Below are 22,903 nucleotides of genomic sequence, written 5' to 3'. Positions count from 1 at the left end.
GTATGTTACTCCTTAACACGTATCCAAGTTTGAGTTCTGTATATAAATGCTAAGTAACCACGAACTTTTAGTTTGTCTGAGTCATCTGGATCTAACCAAATTTTACACCTAAAAGTCATTGCTTGTTCTGGGTCAAAAAGATGCTTTCCTTTATATTCATTCTTGTCTGTTTTTTCTGCGTCTTTAATAATATGCAAACCTAAAATAGGTGCATTTTTTAAATCACCTTCACACTTTTCACAAACAGCATCTCTACGCTTTGGGTCAACAATTTTTACTATTTTCCCATACATTTTTCCGTTTTTCTCGTAAACATTAATTATCGCTTTTTCTTTTCCGTTTCTATCATCAATGGTTTTCCATTTTCCAAAAACAGATTGAGCTACACTAATGTGAGCTACAAAAAAAAGGATTGCAATGGTAAATAGTGTTTTATTCTTCTTCATTTTTTATAATTTTTTTCTTTAATGAATTTAATGTTGCGTTTAGCTCAAACCCTAGCAAAAGGATGTTAGCATTTAACCAAATATAAACCATCAAAATTAATAATCCTCCTAAAGCCCCATACAATTCATTATACCTTGCAAATTTATCTACGTAAACTCCAAACAGGTAAGAGGTTAGCACAAATAAAATTGTAGTCATTAATGACCCCGATGAAAAGAACTTTGTTTTTTTACCTTCTGCTGTACCAAAATAATATAAAATTGAGATGGATAAGTATGATAAAAATGTAAAGTAAACGACTTTAGCAATCTCGGTTGTCCATATGTCTGTTTCTTCAAGACCTGTGCCAAAATAAACTTGGGTGGTGTCTGATATGTTTTCTATTACATAAATCTCAAAATACATATAAACTATAGCACTAACTATTATTAGTATAGACAGTAGTAAACCTACCATTAAAGCATACAAATATTGTCTTAAAAAATGACGATTTAAACTTACGTGGTACGAGTTTTCAAACCCACTAAAAATAGCATTTACACCATTAGCTATTAAAAATATAGACAGTACAAATGTAGATGATAGTAAACCACCTCGTTTCTGGCTCATTATTTCATCGTAAATCTGATCAAAAAAATAGTCGTTTATAGCATTTGGCAATACATACTCTAAATACGCAATAAACTCTGTATTTAAATTGGTGTCTGGATTACCAGAATCTACATAAGGTATTAAAAACGGTATTAGTGTTACCAAAAAAATTAATAACGGAAACAATGCCATAAACAAGCTAAAGGCAATGGCACTGGCACGTGTAGATAAGGTTCCTTTTAGTATTCCGTTAAGATAAAGCTCTAATAAATCATACAAAGACAAACCTACGAAGGCAGGTAAAGTCACTTTTTTTAATAGTGCTACTATCCAGTTTATTACTGGTATTTTTGCTAGTTTTTCTTCAATTTCCACCGACATTAAACTGCTTTAAGACTTAAATCCATATTATAAACAGAGTGTGTAAGTGCGCCAGAAGAAATGTAATTTACACCGCATTCTGCATATTCTCTAATAGTATCTTCATTAATACCACCACTAGATTCTGTTAAACATTTGTCTCCAATTAACGCAACAGCAGTTCTTGTGTCTTTATAATTAAAGTTGTCTATAAGAATACGGTACACACCATCTGTCTTTAAAATTTCTTTAATTTCATCAAGGTTTCTAGCTTCAACTATAATTTTTAAATCTCTGTTAGTTGCTTTTAAGTATTCTTTAGTTTTTTCAATAGCTTTAGTTACACCACCTGCAAAATCTATATGGTTATCTTTTAACATAATCATATCATACAAAGCAAACCTGTGGTTTTCTCCACCTCCTATTTTTACAGCCCATTTTTCTGCTGCACGTAAACCAGGTGTAGTTTTACGCGTGTCTAATATTTTAGTATTTGTACCCTCTAATAATTTCACAAAAAAGTTGGTTTTAGTAGCAATAGCACTCATACGTTGCATAGCATTTAACACCAAGCGTTCTGCTTTTAAAATACTTTGTGAGCTACCAGTTACGTAAAAAACAATATCTCCGTGCTTTACAGTTTCACCATCATTAATAAGAGTTTCTACTTGTAAATTTTTATCTACATAGGCAAAAACTTGTTTAGCAAAATCTACGCCAGCAATTATACCATTATCTTTAACCAATAATTTTGCTTTTCCGGTTGCTGTTTCTGGTATACACGCTAAAGAACTATGGTCACCATCACCAACATCTTCACGTATTGCATTACTAATAATTTGGTCTATTTCTTTCTGAAACTGCTCTTCTGAAATCATTAATTTGTTTTTGTTTTGTGCTAATTTACTAAATTGTTTTATTAAACTTTAACTGTTTTTTTGATTATCTACATAATGCAGTTGTTATCTAATAATTTTTAAAAATTGACAGTATATTTGTGGTATGACTATTAAGCTCCTTGCCATTGGCAAAACCGATAATAAAAACTTACAAGCTTTAATTGCTGAATATGAAAAGCGATTAGGACATTATATTAAGTTTAATTTAGACATTATACCTGATATAAAGAATGTAAAAAACCTATCTGAAGCACAACAGAAAGAAAAGGAAGGCGAGCTTATTTTAAAAAAATTGAGTCCTACTGACGTGCTTATACTTTTAGATGAAAACGGAAAACAATTTACCTCTGTAGATTTTTCTGATTACTTACAAAAGAAAATGAATGCAGGTATAAAACAATTGGTTTTTGTTATTGGAGGTCCTTATGGCTTTAGTGATACAATTTACGCTACTGCTAAAGGAAAAATTAGTCTTTCTAAAATGACATTTTCTCACCAAATGGTACGTTTATTTGTGGTTGAACAAATTTATAGAGGGTTTACTATTTTACGTAACGAGCCTTATCACCATAGGTAAAACTAGCTTTAACTAATTTTTAACAGTCTTATTCTTATTTATATTATATAAAGTCATACTTTAGAACTAAGAAATTAGTTTTTAATATGAAGCACAATAAACTATTGTACATTACAACACTTTTACTATTATTTAGTTTATTGTTTGCCTGTAAAAAAAACAAAACAACCACCTCCGTTAACACTAAACAGACAAATACTACTAAAACTTATAAACCTATTGTTATTAGCGGAACATCTAAGGACAAAAAAGCTATCGAATTTTTTAATATACTAAATTACTCTTACCTATACGGAACAAACCACAAGGGACAAAATAAAAGGCTATATGACAGTGTTTACAATACTGTATTAGATAGTATAGAAAAGCCACAAATTATTGAATTAATGAGTTTTGGAGATGATTTCTACAATACTCGTGTTTTAGTTTCTCCTGGTGATAGCATAACGTTTACCACTAAAAAAGGGCAATTACAATTTTCAGGTAAAAATGCTTCTCATTATAATTTCTATACCGCTTTAGATTCTTTACAGTTAAAATGGCCTACGTTTAAAAACAACATTAAGCTATACAAAGACAGTTGCTCTTATGTTTATAACGCAAAAAAACTATTCTATGAATCTTATATTAAAAACAATGTAGTTTCTAACAACTTTAAAAGTCTTGTTAGCCAAGAAATAGAATATGAATATTTATACAACTTAATAGCTCCTAGAAATATAAAATCGGAATGCACAGTAAGTTATTTTAATAATACAGAAAGTGTTTTTTCTACAGTAAATAAACCCGAAAAATTAAATTCTGAAGAAATTTTTAATCCAAAAGAGTACTTTAACAATGTTACCATAGCTGATTTTAAAAAACCAGAATTAATTAATAATGACTATTTTAAAAGAAGCCTTACAGATTTTATTAGGCACTATTTTGTTACTTATGATTATTTAGACTATTCAGAAAAAACCTTTGCAAAAGAAAAAGATTTTATTGAGAAAAACCTAGACGGAGAATTAAAGCATTTTGCCATAAGCAGACTTATTTATGATTATTATAAAAAAGGATTTGGAAACAGCAAAACCAATGTAGATATACTTAATAAGGTTATTAATGAGTATAAGCCTTTACTAAAAAATGCATCTTACGTAAATGAATTAACTGCTATTCAAGAAAAAACAAAGCTTTTAAATTTAGAACTCCCTAGTATTGTTTTAGATGAAAAATTATTAACTATTAAAGGCGACACCATACAGTTAAAATATATTTTAAAGCAAAGTGAAGGTAAAACCAAGATTATAGATTTTTGGGCTAGTTGGTGTGGCCCTTGCATTACTGAAATTAAAAAGAGCTTTAGTTTTAAAAATAATTTATCTAAAGAGCAAAATGTTAGCTGGATTTACATTTCTATTGATAAAAATAAGAAACAGTGGTTACAAAAATCCAAAGCATTAGAGTCTAAATTAGAGAGCAAACAACAGTATTTATTATTAAACAGTAAAAGCTCTAAACTTATAAAATATTTAAGAATAGAAACAATTCCTAGATATTCTATTTTAAACAAAAACAATGAAGTTATTTTAGAGAACGCTCCAAGACCATCAGACAGTATAAATTTTAAACGAATTATAAATAAATTAAACTAAAACACTCAATCGAAAACTTAAAAGAGGTATTACAATAATATAAAAATATTCTTTCGCGAAGAATGGACACAAGCCTTGGGTGTCTTTAATAGACCAAAGAAAAATTAATTTTAAATTAGAAGCTAATGAAATGCTTCAACGTGATGAATTGAAATCTGTTTTAGGTGGACACTCTGACTGTTCTAATAATGGTATTGGTTTTATTGGAGGCGGAATACTAAAGCATTTTACCATTTATAGTAGCCAGAATAAGCTAATACTAGAACAATTTAGAGATAAAGTAAAGATAGCGTCTGAATTAATCACTGATGGCTTTAAAATTAAAAAAAGAGGTAAAAAAGCATTTGTTAGCACCACTTTTACCAATAAAACTAATACCTCAGAAGTTTCTTTAAACAATCAAATATTAGAAATTAATAACACTCTTGTTAAAGATTTAAGCAACACAGAAATAGAGCAACTAAAAACAAAACTAGGAAATATTATTAGTTACAAACTAAAAAGGAAAAAGAACATATTTTTTATAAAAACTAAGGTTAAAAATTTTCTAGAATAATGTGTAATAAAAAAGACCGCACTTTTAAGTACAGTCCTTTTATTTACTTGTAACATATATACTACTAATAAAGCACTCTAAACTTAATAGTGTTTTCAACTTTTTTTAGAGCTTTAATAACTTCCTTGTTGTATTTTTTATCTAAGTCTGTAATTACATACCCAACCTCACTGTCTGTAGATAAATACTGACCGTTAATATTCATTTCATATTCTGCTAAAACCTTATTTATTTTAGCCATAATACCTGGTACGTTTTTATGTATATGTAAAAAACGGTGTGCATTTGTTTGTCTAGGTAATCGTATACTTGGGAAATTTACAGCATCTACTGTATTACCAGAGTTTATATATTCCATAATTTTATTAGGTACAAAATCTGCAATATCTCGTTGAGCTTCTTCTGTACTACCACCAACATGCGGTGTTAATATTACGTTTTCTAAACCTTGTAGCTCTGTAAAAAACTCACCGTTACTACGCGGCTCTTCTGGGTAAACATCTACTGCTGCTCCGCCAATTTTTCCGCTTTTTAATGCAGCTACTAATGCTTGTATATCTACTACAAAACCACGAGATAAATTAATAAGCATAGCACCATTTTTCATCTGCTTAATTTCACGCTCACCAATAAAATTCTTGTTTGCTTTATTATCATCAATATGTAATGTAACCACATCAGAAACATTTAGTAAATCTTCTAAAGTATTACACTTTGTAGCGTTACCAAGTGCTAATTGGTCATTAACATCATAATAATATACACGCATACCAATTGCTTCTGCTAGTACAGATAATTGCTTACCTATATTACCATAACCAACAATACCTAGGTTTTTACCACGTACTTCTCTAGAGTTAACTGCTGTTTTATTCCATTGTCCACTGTGAATTTCCTGACTTCTTGGAAACACATTACGCATTAAGGTAATAATTTCTCCTATTGCCAATTCTACAACAGAGCGTGTATTACTATAAGGTGCATTAAACACAACTACACCTCTTTTTTTAGCACTCTCTAAGTCTATTTGCGTAGTACCAATACAAAATGCACCAACTACCAAAAGTTTATCTGCTGCCTCTAATACTTTTTTGGTTACTTGTGTTTTAGAACGAATACCTAAAACGTGTACTCCTTTTAATTTTTCTATTAATTCTTCTTCTGGTAGACTGTGTTTTACAAGTTCTACAGAAAAACCGTCTTCAGATAAATTATGAAATGCTGCCGGATGCACATTTTCTAGCAACAATATTTTAATTCTGTTTTTTGGATATGATATTTTCCTTGGCAAATCATTTACAAACAAAAATTCATCCATATTTGGCGTAACGTGGTCTGCATTTGTTGTGGCCTTATCTCTACTCACATTTTCTGTGTAAGCAAAAAACTTATCTGCAATACCTGCTTCACGCATTACATAATCACTATACCCATCTCCTATTACTTGTACCTCACCATCTAAATCTAAATTTTTAAGGCATTCAATTTTTCCGTTGTGAGATGCCAATACATTAGCTTCATCAAAACCAATTATATTACCATCCTCATCAAACTTAAACGTGTTTGCATATACCTTACTAGATGGTATGTTGTATTCTTCAACAATAGGATCTATAAACTCTTTAAATCCGCAAGAAATTACATAAATATCATCAGAATAATTATGAAAAAACTCTTTATTAGTTTCTATAGACTTAGATATTTTATCTCTAAGTTCTGCTACCAATTGCGTTAAATGGCTTTTATGTGCATTAAGCAGTTTTATGCGTTTTTCTAAGGACTCTGTAAAGGAAATATCCCCATCTATACCTAGATTGGTGATTTCTTGTATTTCTTTAATAATTTCATCTTTGTTAGCATTACCTTGTAATGTAATTTCTGCTAAAACATCTAATGCTTCAACTCTGGTTAAAGTACTATCAAAATCAAAAACATATTTTCTCCCTTGGTCTACCATTTTAAAAAAATTTAAGTAGTAAAAGTAAAAAATATTAGTGTGTATGCTGTTAAATCAAAATAAAATTAAAGCAAAAAAGGTGTATCATCACATATGCTATAAAAATTGTTTTTTAAAAGCCCTTTAATTAAGAATATGATAATAAAATTAAAACCAACGACGTACTTTTTTTGTGTAAGAAGTATATTCCTTACCAAATTTTTGAGCAAGCATTTTTTCTTCTGGTTCTATTTGGTAAGCGTTCATATAAGACACAAATGCAGCAGCCAAAAGCATATTAAAAGCATTACTTAAAAATAAGCCCCAAGCAATTAATAGTAAAAGCATTGCTAAGTACATTGGATTTCTAGTAAACTTGTAAATACCTGTGGTTACTAAAGCATTTGTTTTTTCTATGTTCTTAGGATCTACAGTGGTTTTAGCCTTAAAAAATTTATAAGTAGATGTTGTTAAAATTAAAAACATAGCAACTAACAATCCTTTTAATAACATTGTTCTACCAAAAAAATCAAATATACCAAAAGGTAAAAACCTTGCTAAAACATACATTAACAAACCAAATATAAAAACTACTACTACTGGCGGGAACTTTAAAGTCATACTAAATATTTAAGAAAATAAAATTACTACTTTTGCAATTGTTTTTTTTACTTTTTAATGTAAAGTTTTATAAAAACGCTCCTAATTACAGATAATGAAAATAGTATTTGCTACTCACAACACTAATAAATTTAAAGAGGTAAAAGCATTAGTACCTACTACTATTACGCTTGTTTCTTTAACAGATATTGGTTGTTTTGATGATATTCCAGAAACCGCAGACACCATACAAGGTAATGCTATACAAAAAGCTAGCTATGTTACAGAAAAATACAACTTACCTTGTTTTTCTGATGACACAGGCCTTTTAGTAAATGCTCTAAACGGAGAACCTGGTATTTATGCTGCACGCTACGCTGGTGAACAAAAAAGTGCAGAAGATAATATGGCTAAACTTTTACATAAGTTAGGAGACAACCCAAACAGAGAAGCACATTTTAAAACAGTTATTGCTCTACACATTAACGGAGAGCAACATATTTTTACGGGTGTTGTTAATGGTGTTATTACCAAAGGTAAACAGGGTACAGATGGTTTTGGGTACGACCCAATTTTTACTCCTGAAGGTTACAGCCAAACATTTGCACAATTACCATTAAATACAAAAAATAAAATTAGTCACAGAGCAAAAGCTACACAACAGTTAATTTCTTTTTTAAAACAATACAACAATGGCTAAGCAAACAGTAGAGGTTTCTGTAGCATCTGAACGTGCCGAAGCATATGGTGGTGTACTTATTGCTTTTTTTGCCGCACTTATGGCTATTTCTCAGTTAGTTAACGGAGAATTAGAGGAAGAAATGATGATTGCACACAATAAATTGGTCAATTATTCGAGTTGGTATCAGTCTAAAAGCATAAAAGAGAGTTTAAAAGAAAGTGAGTTAGACAATCTTGAAGCACTACTTTATACAAATGCTATAGCTGAAGAAAAAAGAGATTTTGTTTACACTAAAATTGAAAAAACAAAAGCTAAAATAGAAAAGTACAAAGCAGAAAAGCATGAAATTTTAGTTGGCTCTAAAAACATTGATAAAAAAGATTGGGTACAAGATTTAGATGGCCAAATGGGCGTAATAACTGGCATTAACGAGTGGAAAGTGCTTGCCCGTAAATATGATATTGCTACACGTAAGTTTGATTTTGGCGTACTTTTTTTTCAAATTAGTATAGTTTTAGGTGCTGTTTGTATTATTATTTACGACAATCCTAAGCTACAAAAATCATTAGTTGCATTAATGATAATTTTTGGTGTTATTGGTGTTATTATGTCTGTATATGGTTATAGTCTTGCCCCTTAAAAACAAGTATTACCTATGTTGTATGGTTATTCAAAATATTTAGAGTACTTTTGCACTTTATTAAAAACGCCGCTGGTATAGCATGTGTTACTCTGAGTTATAATATGATAAACGCTCTATGTAACATACATATTTGCGATTAAGAATAACATATTATGACAAAATTTGAAGCATTAGGGCTAGACAAGTCCCTACTTGATGCTATTGTAGATCTTGGGTTTGAATCACCTTCAGAAGTACAAGAAAAAGCAATTCCAATCCTTTTAAATGAAGACACAGACCTAGTTGCATTAGCGCAAACAGGTACTGGTAAAACTGCAGCTTTTGGTTTTCCGTTAATTCAGAAAATTGATTCTAGCAGCAGAACTACTCAAGGATTAATACTTTCACCAACACGTGAACTTTGTTTACAAATTACAAACGAGCTTAAAGCGTATTCTAAATACGAAAAAGGTCTTAACGTAGTTGCAATTTACGGTGGTGCTAGTATTACAGACCAAGCAAACCAAATTAGAAGAGGAGCACAAATAGTTGTTGCTACTCCTGGTAGAATAAAAGATATGATTAGCCGTGGTATGGTTAACATTTCTAAATTAGATTACTGCGTATTGGATGAAGCAGATGAAATGTTAAATATGGGCTTCTATGAAGACATTAAAGACATTTTATCTAACACTCCAGATGAAAAATTTACTTGGTTATTCTCTGCAACTATGCCAAGAGAAGTATCTACCATTGCTAAAAAATTCATGCACAACCCACAAGAAATTACTGTGGGATCTAAAAACGCTGGTGCAACTACAGTACAACATGAGTATTATGTTGTTGGTGGTAGAGATAGATATCCTGCATTAAAAAGATTAGCAGATACTAACCCTGATATTTTCTCTGTTGTTTTTTGTAGAACCAAAAGAGATACACAAAGGGTTGCCGAAAAATTAATTGAAGACGGTTACAATGCTGGTGCTTTACACGGGGATTTAAGTCAAAACCAAAGAGATTTGGTAATGAACGCCTTCCGTAAAAAACAAATACAAATGCTTGTTGCAACAGATGTTGCTGCACGTGGTATAGATGTAGATGATATTACGCACGTAATAAACTACCAATTACCTGATGAAATAGAAACATACACACACCGTAGTGGACGTACTGGTAGAGCTGGTAAATCTGGTGTATCTATGGTAATTGTAACTCGTAGTGAGTTACGTAAAATAAAAGCCTTAGAGAGAAAGCTACAAACTGAATTTTTATCAAAAAAGATTCCAACCGGAATGGAAATTTGTGAAATTCAATTGCACCATTTAGCTAATAAAATTAAAGATACAGAGATTAATGATGAAGTAGAAAGCTACTTACCTGCTATTAATGAAATATTAGAAGGTGTAGACAAAGAAGATCTTATTAAAAAGATTGTATCTGTAGAGTTTACTCGTTTCTTTGATTACTACAACAAAACTAGAGACTTAAATGGCTCTGACCGTGGAGAAAGAGGAGATCGTGAGGAGCGTGGTAAAAACAAAGCAGAAATACCTACAAGTGGTTCTGTACGTTACTTTATTAATGTTGGTGAGCGTGATGATTACGATTGGATGACATTAAAAGATTTCTTAAGAGATACTGTTGGTCTTGGTAAAGAAGATGTTTTTAAAGTAGATGTAAAAGAGAGTTTCTCTTTCTTTAACACAGATGCAGAACATTCTGAAAAAGTATTAAGTACTTTTACTGAGTTTAAGGTAGATGGCAGATTTGTTAATGTTGAAATCTCTAACAATCCTGGAGGCGGTGGTGGCCGTGGAAGAGGCGGTAGAGGTCGCGGAGACAGAGGCCGTTCTTCTTCTTCTCGTGGAGGAAGAGATAACAGAAGTGGCGGAGACAGAGGTCGTTCTCGTAACAGAGATAACAGAGGAAGCCGCGATAGTGGTGGAAGCTACGGAAACAAAAGAAGCAAAAGAAGATACTAAGCTTTTAAGTTAATAGAATATTAAAAATACGCTTCGGCGTATTTTTTTTTGTTTATTTACCACCTCTAATCAAAAAATTAACCCATATTCCGCACCTAAAGAGATAAACTTTAATATCTTAGAGTTTTTAGTAGAAGATAAACGACACCACTTTTTTTATGAATAAATACATCCTACTTGTTTTTAGCTTAATTACATTCTGTGGATTTTCACAGGATAAAAAAACAAAAGAAAAAGAAAATGAGTTTACTGCAACCATTATAAATGCACAAACTGATGAACCTATGCCTAGCGTACACATTGTAAACCTTAACCAAGTAAAAGGTACAATTACAGATCAAGAAGGTAAGTTTACAATACCTGCAGTTGCCAACGATACACTTTACCTAACATACCTTGGTTTTAAATCTCAAAAAATTAAGATTACTAATGATATGCTTAAGTTTAAAGACACTAAAATTACCTTAACAGAACTTGCTTTTGCCCTAGAAGAAGTTGTTGTAAAACCATACCAATTAACAGGTTTTTTAGAAATAGATGCCAAAAACGTAAGTTTAAACGACTCTTACCAGTATGCAATTTCTGGACTAAATACAGGTTATGAAGCAGGTAACAAAAACCCAAGTGCTGTTACAAAAGTACTTGGTGCAATACTAAACCCTGCAGATTTACTCCGTAATTTATTTGGTAAAAAACCTGCGCAAATGCGTAAACTTCGTCAAATAAAAGAAGATGATCGTATTAGAGATTTACTAGCCGCAAAGTTTGACAGGGAAACACTAACAGAATTACTACAACTAGAAAAAGTAGATATTGAAGACATATTAAACAACTGTAATTACTCTAAATCTTTTATACAAACAGCTAATGACTTGCAAATTTTAGATGCCATTAGCGGCTGTTATGAAGAGTACAAGGTTTTAAACAGAAAAAAATAAGAGTACAATTAACTACTACTTATAAATACACACCTTAACACTACCTATGACTAAATTAGAATTTTTACAAAAGAATGTTTTTACAGATCTTCAAAACTTAAATACAGGATTTGATGCTGACGACAACTTTTACTTTTCTGAGCTAGATTTTGCAATGGTTTTAGAACGTATTGAATACTTTGGTATTGGCATACACGCTATTAAACCATATATAAATGAAGAATTTGGCACTACTAAAACCAATGAGGATTACAGAAAAAAAGCAACAGATGCTAAATGGTATAAAAGAGCTTATTTTGATTTAAAAAAAGCTACACCAAAAATGATATATAATGCAGATTATAAAGTATCAGCCAAGTTGCTAAACAAAGATGAAAACAATACCAACGAAGCAAACTAAATTTTAATACAAATAATGGGGTTATTTAATAAAATACTTGGTAACGCAAGTGAAGTATCTGTAGAAAAATTAAATGAAAAATACGGAAGACTTCTAACAGATAATGAACAAGTAGAACTAGGATTTAAATTGTTTAGAGATACGTTTATGTTTACCAATAAGCGTTTAATATTAATAGATGTACAAGGCCTAACTGGCAACAAAGCAGAGTACAGATCTATGCCATACAAAAGCATCTCTAGATTCTCTTTAGAAACTGCAGGTACTTTTGATTTAGATGCCGAATTAAAAATTTGGATTTCTAGTGAAAACTTACCATCTGTAAGCAAAAAGTTTAACAAAAGTATAGATGTTTACGAAGTACAAAAATATTTGGCAAGCAAAGTAATGTAACAACTTTACAGCCTATAAAAAAAAGCCTATATTTTAAAAATATAGGCTTTTTTTGTTTTTAATAAACTACGTATTATTTACTTGCAAATAGTTTTACATCTTCTTCTGTAACTTCTTGTCCGCCTAAAATAATTAATCGTTCTACAACATTGCGTAGCTCTCTAATGTTTCCTGTCCAATCATAACTTTTTAACAATGAAACCGCTTTATCAGAAAATACTTTTTTAGCCGTTCCTTGCTCTTTACTTATTTTATCTGCAAAATATGTTATTAACAAAGGAATATCTTCTCTTCTGTCATTTAAAGCAGGTACTTTTATAAGTATAACAGCTAGTCTATGGTATAAATCTTCTCTAAAATTACCCTCTGCTATTTCCTTTTTTAGGTCTTTGTTAGTAGCTGCTACTACTCTAACATCTACTTTTATATCTTTATCTGTACCAACTCTAGATATTTTACTTTCTTGTAAAGCACGTAATACTTTTGCTTGCGCAGACAAACTCATATCACCTATTTCATCTAAAAAAATAGTTCCTTTATTAGCCGCTTCAAACTTACCTGCTCTATCTTTAACTGCAGATGTAAAAGCACCTTTAACATGACCAAAAAGTTCACTCTCTATCAACTCTGACGGTATTGCTGCACAGTTTACCTCTATAAATGGTGCTTTGCTACGCGGACTTTTTTCATGCAACCAATGCGCAACTAGCTCTTTACCGGTACCATTAGACCCCGTAATTAAAACACGTGCATCTGTAGGAGCTACTTTTTCTATCATATCTTTAATTAAAGATATACCCTCACTCTCCCCTATCATTTGGTAATTTTTACTAACCTTTTTCTTAAGTTTAGTATTTTCTACAACTAAATTTTTACGATCTAATGCATTACGTACTGTTGTTAGCAACCTATTTAAGTCTGGCGGTTTAGATATATAATCAAAAGCACCTAAACGCATTGTGTTTACTGCAGTATCTAAATCTCCGTGACCAGAAATCATTATAAAAGCCAATTCTGGTTTTAATTTACGCGCAGCTTCTAATACCTCTACGCCATCCATTTTTGGCATTTTAATATCACACAAAACTAAATCGTAATCGTTTTTTTTAATAGCATCTATACCTTTTAAACCGTCTTCTGCCTCTTTAACATTATAAGTATCACTTTCTTCTGATAAAATTTTTACCAAAACCCTGCGTATTGCAGCTTCATCTTCTATTACTAATATTTTTGACATATACGTGTTTTAAAAAATTCCTATTTTAAATCCTGTTTTAAAATATACATTTCCATCGTCATATAACGAATATACGCTTTTTCTTTCTTCATCTCTTAACAAACCTCTTTGTGATAAGGTGTGCCCTGCCAATGCATAAAAAGATATATTTTTATTAATGTTATACTGATAACCAAAAGCACCTACAACAACAGATAAAGATAAACCAGATCCTAAATCATTATCTGGCAAAGCAATATCATTTTGTACATTTACAAAATAACCATCCAATAATAATGCCGTTTTAAAAGTATGGTGCTGTTTTAAGTGGTATTTAAACTCCATTCTGGGTACACCAATCATATATGACCAGTTAGGATGAAACTTTTTGTAATAACTTATTATAGGTAAAGGAACATCAAACCCAGTGGCATTGTTATAAGACAACCCCAATATTAATCTTGTAGGTTTTTCTTTTTTCATATCTGCCTTAATAGTTAAAACAGAATAATTTAAATTAAAATCTTCCTTTTGTACTCCATCAATAAAGTTTGATGCCAACCTTGGTGTAAGCAATCCTACAAAAGTCCACTTATCATTAAGCATATGCGCGTATCCTAAATTAAGATCTACAATTCTTAATTTTTCAAGTTCATTATCATCAAATTCATAAATACTATCGTTTGCAAAGTCTATAATACCATACTCTACACCAGCTATTATATAATTTTTATCATTTAATTTGATAGGTAAATTTGCCAAAAAACGAAATCTAGATATACTCCTAGATGACTTTTTTTTTGGCAACGTAGTGTACTCTATTCTAACAATGTCTGAACTTTGAGACCAAACAAATTGTACCATTAGAAAAAAACAAACTCCTAAAAGTTTTTTCATATGCAAACAAATATATGCGTAATTCTTAACTAAATTATTTACTAATAATATGAATATCTCTTTGAGGGAAAGGAATAGATATATTGTTTTCTCTAAAAGCTGCATCTATTAAAAAACGCAGATCACTTTTAATTCTAGGGTCTCCGTAGCTATCATTTGTATAATAATTTATAGAAAACATAAGTGCCGAATCTCCAAAGTCCTCAAACAACACAAATGGTTTTGGATTTTTTAAAATCCCTTTTTTAGTATCTATAATTTCTAATAATAATTTAGAAACCAACTCTACATCACTACCATAAGCAACACCAACTTTTACATTTTCTCTTGTAGTTTTATGGTTTTGTGTATAGTTATAAATACTATCTGTTAAAAATTTATGGTTTGGTATTACAATAACCTTATCATCTCTGGTTAAAGCTCTTGTGGTTCTTAATCTGGTTTCAAAAACTCTCCCCACTTTACCTTCTACTTCTATAATATCTCCTATATGTAAACTTTGGTCTAAAATAATTAATATTCCAGAAATTATATCCTGAAAAAGATATTGTAAAGCAAAACCTAAACCAACAAATAAAGCTGCAGAAGCTGTTAACAACACTGTTAAATCTACCCCAGAAGAATGCAACACTGTAATTACCGCTAATATGTATAAAAAGTACTTTAAGAAACTAAATATGCTTAAAAACTTATTTTTATCATCTTGCGGGAGCTTAGCAATTACAATTTTATGTATTAATTTTAAAAGATAGGTAACAACAACAAGTACAATTATTATAATAAATAATGTCCCAATAGTGATGTCTACTTTATCACTATCTACCAATTTATAAGACATAAAATCCATTATGTACTTAAATATATCTTTTAAATCTTTCATACTAATATTTTAACCACTTGTACAAGTCTTTGTAGCTTGGTTTTTTACCATACATTAATATCCCTATTCTATAAATTTTAGCAGCTAACCAAACTATAGACAAAAATGTTACTATTAACAAAGCTATAGAAACTACCAATTGCCATATTGGCACACCACCTTCTCCTATACCAGAAGACAAACGCATTAGCATTACTATTGGCGACGTTAACGGAAATAAAGAAAAACCTACTGCCACTGGGCCGTGAGGATTACTAAACACCGATATAAAACCAACATAAATTGCTAGCATTAGCGGAGATATTACTGGTAACATAAACTGCTGTGTGTCTGTTTCATTATCTACAGCAGCACCAATTGCAGCATATATAGAACTGTATATTAAATATCCTAAAACAAAATATACCAAGAAAAAACTAAATAAAGAAACCCAAGGTATTTGCACAAACATATCTGCATATTTTTGCATATCATTTGGCATACTACTGTTTGCCATTTGCATAGCCTGAGCCTGTGGCAAATTAGCACCTCCGTTTTGCAAAGCACCAACATCTAAATCAAACACTAAAAAAACAATTAAAAACAATAGTGAACCAGACACCACCCAAATTATAAACTGAGTTACACCTGCTAAAGAGGTTCCTATTATTTTACCCATCATTAACTGAAAAGGTTTAACCGATGAAATAATAACCTCTATTACTCTACTTGTCTTTTCTTCAATAACACTACGCATTACAAAACTACCGTATATAATAATAAACATCATTATTAAATACCCAAAGCCACCACCAATTATAGCGTTAAGCTCATTTAACCCTTTTAAGTTTTCTTTACCTTGAAAAGTAGCCGTGTGTATAGAAAAGTTTTTACTAATAGCACTATATTGCTCTTGCGAAACCCCTAATTGCTCTAATCTTTTTTGTTTAAGTCGGTACTGAAAAATATCTTCTAAATCATCTAAAAAACCATCTGTAGGAGACTCTTTAGAAAAAAAGTAAGCTGCATTAGCAACCTCTTCTAACGTATTGCCATTTGGTATAAACACCAAACCATAATACCCAAGTTGCTCTGTAGAGTCTTTTGCTTGTTCTAAACTTAGATTTTTTAAACGTACAACAGATGTACTTTCTGTGTTGTTAAAATCTTCAGTAAAAAAGCTACTTTCGTTTAAAACTGTAATTACTCTTTTATCACTGTCATTTAGCATAGCCAAATACAATACCAAAGCAACCATACCTAACATTAAAATAGGACTTAAAAAAGTCATTATTATAAACGACTTATTTTTTACTTTAGCTAAATACTCTCTTTTTATAATTAAGCCTAATTTACCCACTACTTTGTTTTGCTTTTTACGGTTTGTATAAAAATATCGTTTGCAGACGGTATAGTTTCTACAAAGTGGTTTACTTTTCCTTTTTCTGATAAATACCCTAATAACGCACCAGTATCATTAGAAGGCAGTTGTATTTTAAAATTTAACTGTTCATCTTGTACGTTGTAAGATGGTGTCCAGATTTTATGTTTTTCTTCTAACTTTTTTAAAACATCATTTTCATTAGTCACTTGCAGACCTACATTAAAAATATTGTTTTTATATTCATTTTTAATGTCTGATAATTTGCCGTCTAATATTTTTTCTGACTGATGTATAAGTGCTATATACTCACACAATTCCTCTACAGACTCCATACGGTGAGTAGAAAATATAATAGAAGCACCTTGTTCTTTTAAATAAAGAATTTCATCTTTAATAATGTTAGCGTTAATAGGATCAAAACCACTAAAAGGTTCATCAAAAATTAATAATTTTGGTTGATGAAGTACAGTTACTACAAACTGTATTTTTTGCGCCATACCTTTAGATAATTCTTGCACTTTTTTATTCCACCAATCTCCTATATCCAACCTATCAAACCAATATTTAAGTCGTTTTGTTGCCTCTGCTTTAGATAAGCCTTTTAACTGAGCCAAATACAAAGCTTGCTCACCAACCTTCATACTTTTATACAAACCTCTTTCTTCTGGCAAATAACCAATAGTAGCAATATGTTCAGGTTTTAAAGGTTCACCATCAAAAAAAACAGCTCCCGTATCTGGAAAGGTAATCTGATTTATAATACGTATTAGCGTAGTTTTTCCTGCGCCATTTGGCCCTAGCAGACCATATATACAATTCTTAGGAATTTCTAAGGAAACATTGTTTAGGGCTATATGATCTCCAAATTTTTTAGAAACACCTTTTGCCGCCAAAATAGTATTCATTTTCACAATTTTTTCAAAGATAGATAAATGGTAGCATATAAAAATAAAACCCACCCTTATTTACATAAGGATGGGAAAAAAAATGAGCAGCAACAAGTACTGCCCAGTATTTTAAATATGCTTAAGAGAACATATCTTTTACTTTCTCAAAAAAAGATTTGTCTGATTTTTCAGGCTGAGGAGTAAAGTTTTCACTATCTCTCATACGCTCAAAAAACTCTCTTTGCTCTTTATTTAACCCTTTTGGTGTCCAAACATTTACGTGTACTAAAAGGTCTCCGCTACCATAGCCATTTAGACTTGTAATACCCTTACCTCTTAAACGTAAAATTTTACCAGATTGTATACCTTCTTCTAGCTTTATACGCACTTTACCACCAACAGCATCAATCTCTTTAGAAGTACCCAAAACTGCTTCAGGAATACTTATGTATAAATCATAATGCAAGTTATCTCCTTCTCTTTTTAAAGTGCTGTGTTCTTCAGTCTCTATAAGTACAATAAGGTCTCCGTTTACACCGTTACCAGGAGCACTATTACCTTTACCAGGTACTTTTAACTGCATACCATCTTCTACACCACCAGGTATTTTAATAGATACCGTTTCTTCTTTTGCAATTAAACCTTGTGCATCTGCACCAGCTGGTTTTTTATCTATAATTTGACCACTACCACCACAAGTGCTACAAGTAGCTGAAGTTTGCATTCTTCCTAAAATGGTATTTGCAATTTTAGTAACCTGACCAGAGCCGTTACACGTAGTACACGTGTTATACGTAACACCATCTGCTTGTACCTTGCGTTTAACTTTAACCTTTTTTTCTACGCCATTAGCCACTTCTTCTAAAGTTAACTTAACTCTAATTCTTAAATTAGAACCTTTAACTCTACGTTGGCCGCCTCCGCCAAAACCGCCAAAGCCACCACTAAAGCCGCCTCCGCCAAAGATATCTCCAAACTGACTAAAGATATCATCCATATTCATACCGCCGAAGCCGCCACCGCCACCGCCAGCACCACCTTCAAAGGCTGCGTGACCGTATTGATCATATCTTGCTTTTTTATCAGGATCACTTAAAATTTCATATGCTTCTGCTGCTTTTTTAAACATCTCCTCTGCTTTAGCATCACCAGGGTTTTTATCTGGATGAAATTCTATAGCCTTTTTACGGTATGCTTTTTTTATTTCTGCTGCAGTTGCATTTTTAGTAATGCCTAATATGCTGTAAAAATCTTCTTTCATTTTTTATTTTTAGTTCCCAACAACAACTTTTGGGTGACGAATAATTTTATCTCCTAACGTAAATCCTTTTTCTATTACGTCTATAATTTTCCCTTTTAACTTTTCATCAGGGGCAGGTATTTGCGTAATAGCTTCGTGTACGTCAGCATCAAACGCGTCACCTTGTACAACTTCTATTTCTAATAATCCTTTTCCTTTTAAAGTCTCTTTAAATTTATTTTGTATAAGCTCTACACCGGTAACTAGCTCTTTATCTTCAGACTTAGAAATTTCTTTCATAGCTCTGTCAAAATCATCCATAACCGGAAGCATAGACACTATAACTTCTTGACCTGCTGTTTTAAACAAGTCCATACGTTCTTTAGATGTTCTTTTTTTATAGTTTTCAAACTCAGCAAACAAACGTAAAAACTTATCTTTTTCTTTAGCTAAGTCTTGTTGCAATTGTTCTTCAACAGACAACTCTACCGTTTCTTCTTCAGTAGTTTCTGTATTTTCCTTAACTTCTTCAGCAGCTTTATTTATTTTTTCTTCTTGTGCTACTTCTTCAGCTTTATCTTTTTTACTCATTATATGCTAATGTTTAATATCTTGAAAATTAAGATGGCAAAAGTACTGCCATTTCTTTAAAAATGTCAAAATGTCACTAAACTTTATTAAAAATAATATTATAGCTTGGTTGCTCTAAGCATTTCTCTTTTTCCTGGAGGTCCTGGCAAGCGTTCTACTTTAAAACCAACTGCCAACATTGCACGCCTAACACTACCTTTAGCCGCATAAGTTACCAACACCCCATTAGTTTGCAATGCGTTATACATAATACCAAAAATGTTTTCTGTCCAAAGTTCTGGCTGTACCCTTGCCCCAAAAGCATCAAAATATATAAGGTTGTATGCTTCTTCATCTATGATGTCTAAAAAATTTTGCTCTCTTTTTAGCAGGTTAAAATTTGGTAATATCTCTGTTTTAACCTCCCAACTTACATTGTGCATTTTATTAAATACATCTTCAAAATTAGAAGCATTTAATTGCGCTATATAATTGAGCTCTGCAACTTCTTCTGCTTCTACAGGATATGCCTCTACCCCTGTATAATCTATATTTAAATTGCTTTTTGGTGCCTCAATTGCCGTAATTATAGCATTTAGTCCAGTTCCAAAACCAATTTCTAAAATAGAAACAGGCTCATCCTTAAATAAAGATAAGCCGTGTTTTATAAATACGTGATAAGCTTCTTGTACTGCCCCGTGTATAGAGTGGTACTGTTCGTTCCAATCCTCTATTTGTATGGTTTTAGAACCATCACCTGTTGTTATTATTTTACGTTTCAAATATTTACTCTTTTAAAAGCACTCCGTCTGCCTCAAACCTATATGTTTTTTTAGGAGTTGTAATTTGTGCTATTTCTTCTTTAGTTGCTCCACCATCTTCTGCATAGTGTTGTTGTTCATCTACAGACATTTGCTCAATAAAAGCTTTTCCGTTTACTACAACTTCCTTACCAGTTATATCTTTTGGCATAAAAAAGCCATAGTCTTTAAATTTTACCATAGCTTGCTCACCATCTCCTAAATCTAACTTCATCCAACAGCCTTTAGACTGACAAACATCTAATACCTTACCTGTAAATTTTGTTGTTACCGTATCTGCAACTGCTAAATTATGGTATACAGATGCCATTTCTTTAGTAACTTTAGCATTATCTTTTGTGATTTTTTCACCAAAAGATGCTAATTCTTCTGTTTTTTGCTCAGGTTCCTGAACTACGGTTTCTTTTTTTGCCTCTTTGCAAGACATAAACAATAAAATTACTACAAGCAAAATGTTAAAACTTTTCATATCTGATAAAATTTAGTGATAGATTGCAAATTTGAACATTTTTAATCTAAAAAAGAAGCACTAGTACTGATAATTGATTAATTTTATGAACTTAAATTCTGAATACTATGGATGTTACTACAAACCAAATTAGTGTAGAAAAAACAAAAAACACTAAAATTAACGATGTTGATTTTAATAATCTTTCGTTTGGAAGTATTTATATGGATCATATGTTGGTCTGTGATTACAAAAATGGCGCTTGGGAAGCTCCTAAAGTTGTGCCTTATCAGCCAATTTCTTTAGACCCTTCTGCTAAAATTTTTCACTACGGGCAATCTATTTTCGAAGGAATGAAAGCTTACAAGGATGAGCAAGACACCATTTGGATGTTTCGTCCTCTAGACAACCATAAACGTTTAAACTTATCTGCTAAAAGATTAGCTATCCCAGAAATTCCTGAAAACTACTTTATGGAAGGCCTTAAGGCTTTATTAAAGACAGATAGTGATTGGATTCCTCAATCTCCAGGAAGCTCTTTATACATTAGACCTTTTATTTTTGCTACCGGATTAGGCTTCCACGCATCTCCTGCAGATGAATACAAGTTTGTTATTTGTGGCGCCCCTTCTGGATCTTATTTTTCTGGCGAAGTAAAAGTACTTATTGAAGAAACTTACTCTAGATCTGCAAATGGTGGTGTTGGTTTTGCTAAAGCAGGTGGTAACTATGCTGGACAATTTTACCCAACTAAACTTGCACAGGACAAAGGATACCAACAAGTAATTTGGACAGATGACAATACGCATGAGTACATTGAAGAAGCTGGTGCTATGAATGTTTTTGTACGTATTAATGATACTCTTTTAACGTGCCCAACTAGTGACCGCATACTAGATGGTATTACACGTAAAAGTATTTTAAAAATTGCTGAAGACGAAGGTATTAAAACCGAAGTACGTAAAATAAAAGTACAAGAATTAGTAGACGCTGCTAAAGATGGTAGTTTAAAAGAAATGTTTGGTGCAGGTACTGCTGCTGTAATTTCTCCTATTGCAGGTTTTGGTTTTAGAGATAATGACTATATGTTACCTACTAACCTAGAAAACAGTTACGCTACTTTATTAAAAGACCGTATTACTAGCATACAATACAATAAAGCTGAAGATAAATTTGGATGGCGTTTTAAGGTTGAATAACCTTATGTTACCTATATAATATAATAAAAAAGTGCCCTATTAGGCACTTTTTTTATTTTTTAAGAATAGCTTCTATACTTGGCCTAAAGTAGTTAGGCCCTTTTAATATTTTACCGTCTTCTCTGTAAACTGGTTTACCATCTGCACCTAGCTTACTCATATTACTACGTTGTATTTCATCAAAAACCTCTTCAATTTTATACTGCATACCATGTTCTAATATAGTACCACATAAAATATACAGCATATCACCTAAAGCATCTGCTACTTCAACCATATCATTATTATTAGCCGCTTCTAAGTACTCCTTATTTTCTTCATCCATAAGGTTAAAGCGCAATAAATTTTTTTGCTGTCCTAAATCTGCTTTTAATTCTTCAGAAACCCCAGCTCCAAAAGATTTATGAAATAACTCTACCGCTTTAAGTTTATTTTTCATTTGTATAATTTTACGTTAGTTTTGCACAAAAATAGAAATATGTTTACCACCGGACAATATATATTTGCCGCTCTTTTTGTTATTGTTTTTACTATTATTATTGTAATTACATATAAAAGAGACAAAAAATTACATTTAAAAAATTATTCTGGTGTAAAATGGGTAGCCATTACCTTTATTATCTTCATAATTTCATTGTTTATTATTAAGCATTTTCTAAAAAATTAACGAATTTTTATCGTTCACCACAAAAATCAAGCAACACACAACAAAAACTAGGCTTTCTTCGTTATAGTGTAAGAAAAACCGTATTTTTGCGTTGT

25 protein-coding genes are annotated in these 22,903 nt (G+C 31.4%); 10 read left to right on the top strand and 15 right to left on the bottom strand.

The window, feature by feature from the left end:
- Window positions 1-5: 5 nt before the first annotated feature.
- The 3 genes from JM80_RS08895 to nadC are packed head-to-tail and all read right to left on the bottom strand — an operon-like array spanning window position 6 to window position 2,276.
- Entirely contained in the window at window positions 6-446 is a 441-nt protein-coding gene (locus JM80_RS08895) for a DUF2147 domain-containing protein (protein WP_013619897.1), read from the bottom strand.
- A complete protein-coding gene (locus JM80_RS08890; protein ID WP_013619898.1) occupies window positions 433-1,419 on the bottom strand; it encodes a YihY/virulence factor BrkB family protein in 987 nt (328 codons plus the stop codon). Before JM80_RS08890 ends, JM80_RS08895 begins: the two co-directional genes overlap by 14 nt.
- Window positions 1,419-2,276, bottom strand: a complete 858-nt coding sequence (nadC, locus tag JM80_RS08885) for a carboxylating nicotinate-nucleotide diphosphorylase (protein ID WP_144709774.1) — start codon at window positions 2,274-2,276, stop codon at window positions 1,419-1,421. The genes JM80_RS08890 and nadC overlap by 1 nt, the downstream gene beginning before the upstream one ends.
- Before the next feature lie 124 nt (window positions 2,277-2,400).
- On the opposite strand from nadC, the gene rlmH reads away from it, so the two are divergent.
- From rlmH to JM80_RS08870, 3 genes are all read left to right on the top strand, one after another.
- Complete coding sequence (gene rlmH, locus JM80_RS08880; RefSeq protein ID WP_089119350.1) at window positions 2,401-2,874, top strand: 23S rRNA (pseudouridine(1915)-N(3))-methyltransferase RlmH; 474 nt, start codon at window positions 2,401-2,403, stop codon at window positions 2,872-2,874.
- A gap of 86 nt (window positions 2,875-2,960) precedes the next feature.
- Complete coding sequence (locus tag JM80_RS08875) at window positions 2,961-4,511, top strand: thioredoxin-like domain-containing protein (protein ID WP_144709772.1); 1,551 nt, start codon at window positions 2,961-2,963, stop codon at window positions 4,509-4,511.
- A gap of 79 nt (window positions 4,512-4,590) precedes the next feature.
- A complete protein-coding gene (locus tag JM80_RS08870; RefSeq protein ID WP_144709770.1) occupies window positions 4,591-5,067 on the top strand; it encodes a hypothetical protein in 477 nt (158 codons plus the stop codon).
- 64 nt (window positions 5,068-5,131) lie between these two features.
- On the opposite strand, the gene serA is transcribed toward JM80_RS08870, so the two are convergent.
- Both serA and JM80_RS08860 read right to left on the bottom strand, forming a co-directional pair.
- Complete coding sequence (gene serA / locus JM80_RS08865) at window positions 5,132-7,024, bottom strand: phosphoglycerate dehydrogenase (RefSeq protein ID WP_034646343.1); 1,893 nt, start codon at window positions 7,022-7,024, stop codon at window positions 5,132-5,134.
- 147 nt (window positions 7,025-7,171) lie between these two features.
- Window positions 7,172-7,624, bottom strand: coding sequence for an isoprenylcysteine carboxylmethyltransferase family protein (locus JM80_RS08860; RefSeq protein WP_013619904.1), 453 nt, complete (start codon window positions 7,622-7,624; stop codon window positions 7,172-7,174).
- 94 nt (window positions 7,625-7,718) lie between these two features.
- On the opposite strand from JM80_RS08860, the gene JM80_RS08855 reads away from it, so the two are divergent.
- The 6 genes from JM80_RS08855 to JM80_RS08830 all read left to right on the top strand — a co-directional run bounded on the left by JM80_RS08855 (window position 7,719) and on the right by JM80_RS08830 (window position 12,620).
- Window positions 7,719-8,303: a non-canonical purine NTP diphosphatase gene (locus tag JM80_RS08855; protein ID WP_144709768.1), complete on the top strand. Its 585-nt coding sequence runs from the start codon at window positions 7,719-7,721 to the stop codon at window positions 8,301-8,303.
- The gene (locus JM80_RS08850) at window positions 8,296-8,925 is read left to right on the top strand and encodes a DUF4337 domain-containing protein (protein ID WP_013619906.1); all 630 of its coding nucleotides are present in this window, start codon (window positions 8,296-8,298) and stop codon (window positions 8,923-8,925) included. Before JM80_RS08855 ends, JM80_RS08850 begins: the two co-directional genes overlap by 8 nt.
- Window positions 8,926-9,080: 155 nt before the next feature.
- Entirely contained in the window at window positions 9,081-10,889 is a 1,809-nt protein-coding gene (locus JM80_RS08845) for a DEAD/DEAH box helicase (protein WP_075694286.1), read from the top strand.
- Window positions 10,890-11,047: 158 nt separating this feature from the next.
- A complete protein-coding gene (locus JM80_RS08840) occupies window positions 11,048-11,827 on the top strand; it encodes a carboxypeptidase-like regulatory domain-containing protein (RefSeq protein ID WP_013619908.1) in 780 nt (259 codons plus the stop codon).
- A 46-nt stretch (window positions 11,828-11,873) separates the two neighbouring features.
- Window positions 11,874-12,227, top strand: a complete 354-nt coding sequence (locus tag JM80_RS08835; protein WP_034646338.1) for a hypothetical protein — start codon at window positions 11,874-11,876, stop codon at window positions 12,225-12,227.
- Window positions 12,228-12,242: 15 nt separating this feature from the next.
- The gene (locus tag JM80_RS08830) at window positions 12,243-12,620 is read left to right on the top strand and encodes a PH domain-containing protein (RefSeq protein WP_013619910.1); all 378 of its coding nucleotides are present in this window, start codon (window positions 12,243-12,245) and stop codon (window positions 12,618-12,620) included.
- A 73-nt stretch (window positions 12,621-12,693) separates the two neighbouring features.
- Here the strand turns inward: JM80_RS08830 and JM80_RS08825 are convergent, their stop codons facing one another.
- From JM80_RS08825 to JM80_RS08785, 9 genes are all read right to left on the bottom strand, one after another.
- On the bottom strand, window positions 12,694-13,857 hold the full coding sequence (locus tag JM80_RS08825; RefSeq protein ID WP_144709766.1) for a sigma-54 dependent transcriptional regulator: 1,164 nt from the start codon (window positions 13,855-13,857) through the stop codon (window positions 12,694-12,696).
- A gap of 9 nt (window positions 13,858-13,866) precedes the next feature.
- Entirely contained in the window at window positions 13,867-14,733 is an 867-nt protein-coding gene (locus JM80_RS08820; RefSeq protein ID WP_144709764.1) for a DUF6268 family outer membrane beta-barrel protein, read from the bottom strand.
- 34 nt (window positions 14,734-14,767) lie between these two features.
- Window positions 14,768-15,613 carry a mechanosensitive ion channel family protein gene (locus tag JM80_RS08815; protein WP_013619913.1) on the bottom strand — a complete coding sequence of 282 codons (846 nt, stop codon included), beginning with the start codon at window positions 15,611-15,613 and terminating at the stop codon, window positions 14,768-14,770.
- A 1-nt stretch (window position 15,614) separates the two neighbouring features.
- Window positions 15,615-16,952, bottom strand: a complete 1,338-nt coding sequence (locus JM80_RS08810; protein WP_144709762.1) for an ABC transporter permease — start codon at window positions 16,950-16,952, stop codon at window positions 15,615-15,617.
- Window positions 16,952-17,881: an ABC transporter ATP-binding protein gene (locus JM80_RS08805; RefSeq protein WP_144709760.1), complete on the bottom strand. Its 930-nt coding sequence runs from the start codon at window positions 17,879-17,881 to the stop codon at window positions 16,952-16,954. The genes JM80_RS08810 and JM80_RS08805 overlap by 1 nt, the downstream gene beginning before the upstream one ends.
- 121 nt (window positions 17,882-18,002) lie before the next feature.
- Window positions 18,003-19,124, bottom strand: coding sequence for a molecular chaperone DnaJ (gene dnaJ / locus JM80_RS08800; RefSeq protein ID WP_013619916.1), 1,122 nt, complete (start codon window positions 19,122-19,124; stop codon window positions 18,003-18,005).
- Between the two features lie 9 nt (window positions 19,125-19,133).
- Window positions 19,134-19,694, bottom strand: a complete 561-nt coding sequence (locus JM80_RS08795) for a nucleotide exchange factor GrpE (protein WP_038504541.1) — start codon at window positions 19,692-19,694, stop codon at window positions 19,134-19,136.
- A gap of 98 nt (window positions 19,695-19,792) precedes the next feature.
- Window positions 19,793-20,455 (bottom strand): tRNA (5-methylaminomethyl-2-thiouridine)(34)-methyltransferase MnmD, encoded by a 663-nt coding sequence (gene mnmD / locus JM80_RS08790; RefSeq protein ID WP_144709758.1) that lies wholly within the window; start codon window positions 20,453-20,455, stop codon window positions 19,793-19,795.
- A 4-nt stretch (window positions 20,456-20,459) separates the two neighbouring features.
- Entirely contained in the window at window positions 20,460-20,963 is a 504-nt protein-coding gene (locus JM80_RS08785) for a DUF4920 domain-containing protein (RefSeq protein ID WP_013619919.1), read from the bottom strand.
- A gap of 107 nt (window positions 20,964-21,070) precedes the next feature.
- Between JM80_RS08785 and JM80_RS08780 the strand changes: the two genes are divergently transcribed.
- Window positions 21,071-22,141, top strand: a complete 1,071-nt coding sequence (locus tag JM80_RS08780) for a branched-chain amino acid aminotransferase (RefSeq protein ID WP_013619920.1) — start codon at window positions 21,071-21,073, stop codon at window positions 22,139-22,141.
- A 52-nt stretch (window positions 22,142-22,193) separates the two neighbouring features.
- On the opposite strand, the gene JM80_RS08775 is transcribed toward JM80_RS08780, so the two are convergent.
- The gene (locus tag JM80_RS08775) at window positions 22,194-22,580 is read right to left on the bottom strand and encodes a nucleoside triphosphate pyrophosphohydrolase family protein (RefSeq protein WP_034646333.1); all 387 of its coding nucleotides are present in this window, start codon (window positions 22,578-22,580) and stop codon (window positions 22,194-22,196) included.
- Window positions 22,581-22,903: the final 323 nt, after the last annotated feature.

The organism is Cellulophaga sp. RHA_52 (genome assembly GCF_007827205.1).
In the GTDB taxonomy this organism is placed as follows: domain Bacteria; phylum Bacteroidota; class Bacteroidia; order Flavobacteriales; family Flavobacteriaceae; genus Cellulophaga; species Cellulophaga lytica.
The sequence above is the reverse complement of the archived record's forward strand: the minus strand, read 5'-3'. Positions and strand labels throughout refer to the sequence as shown.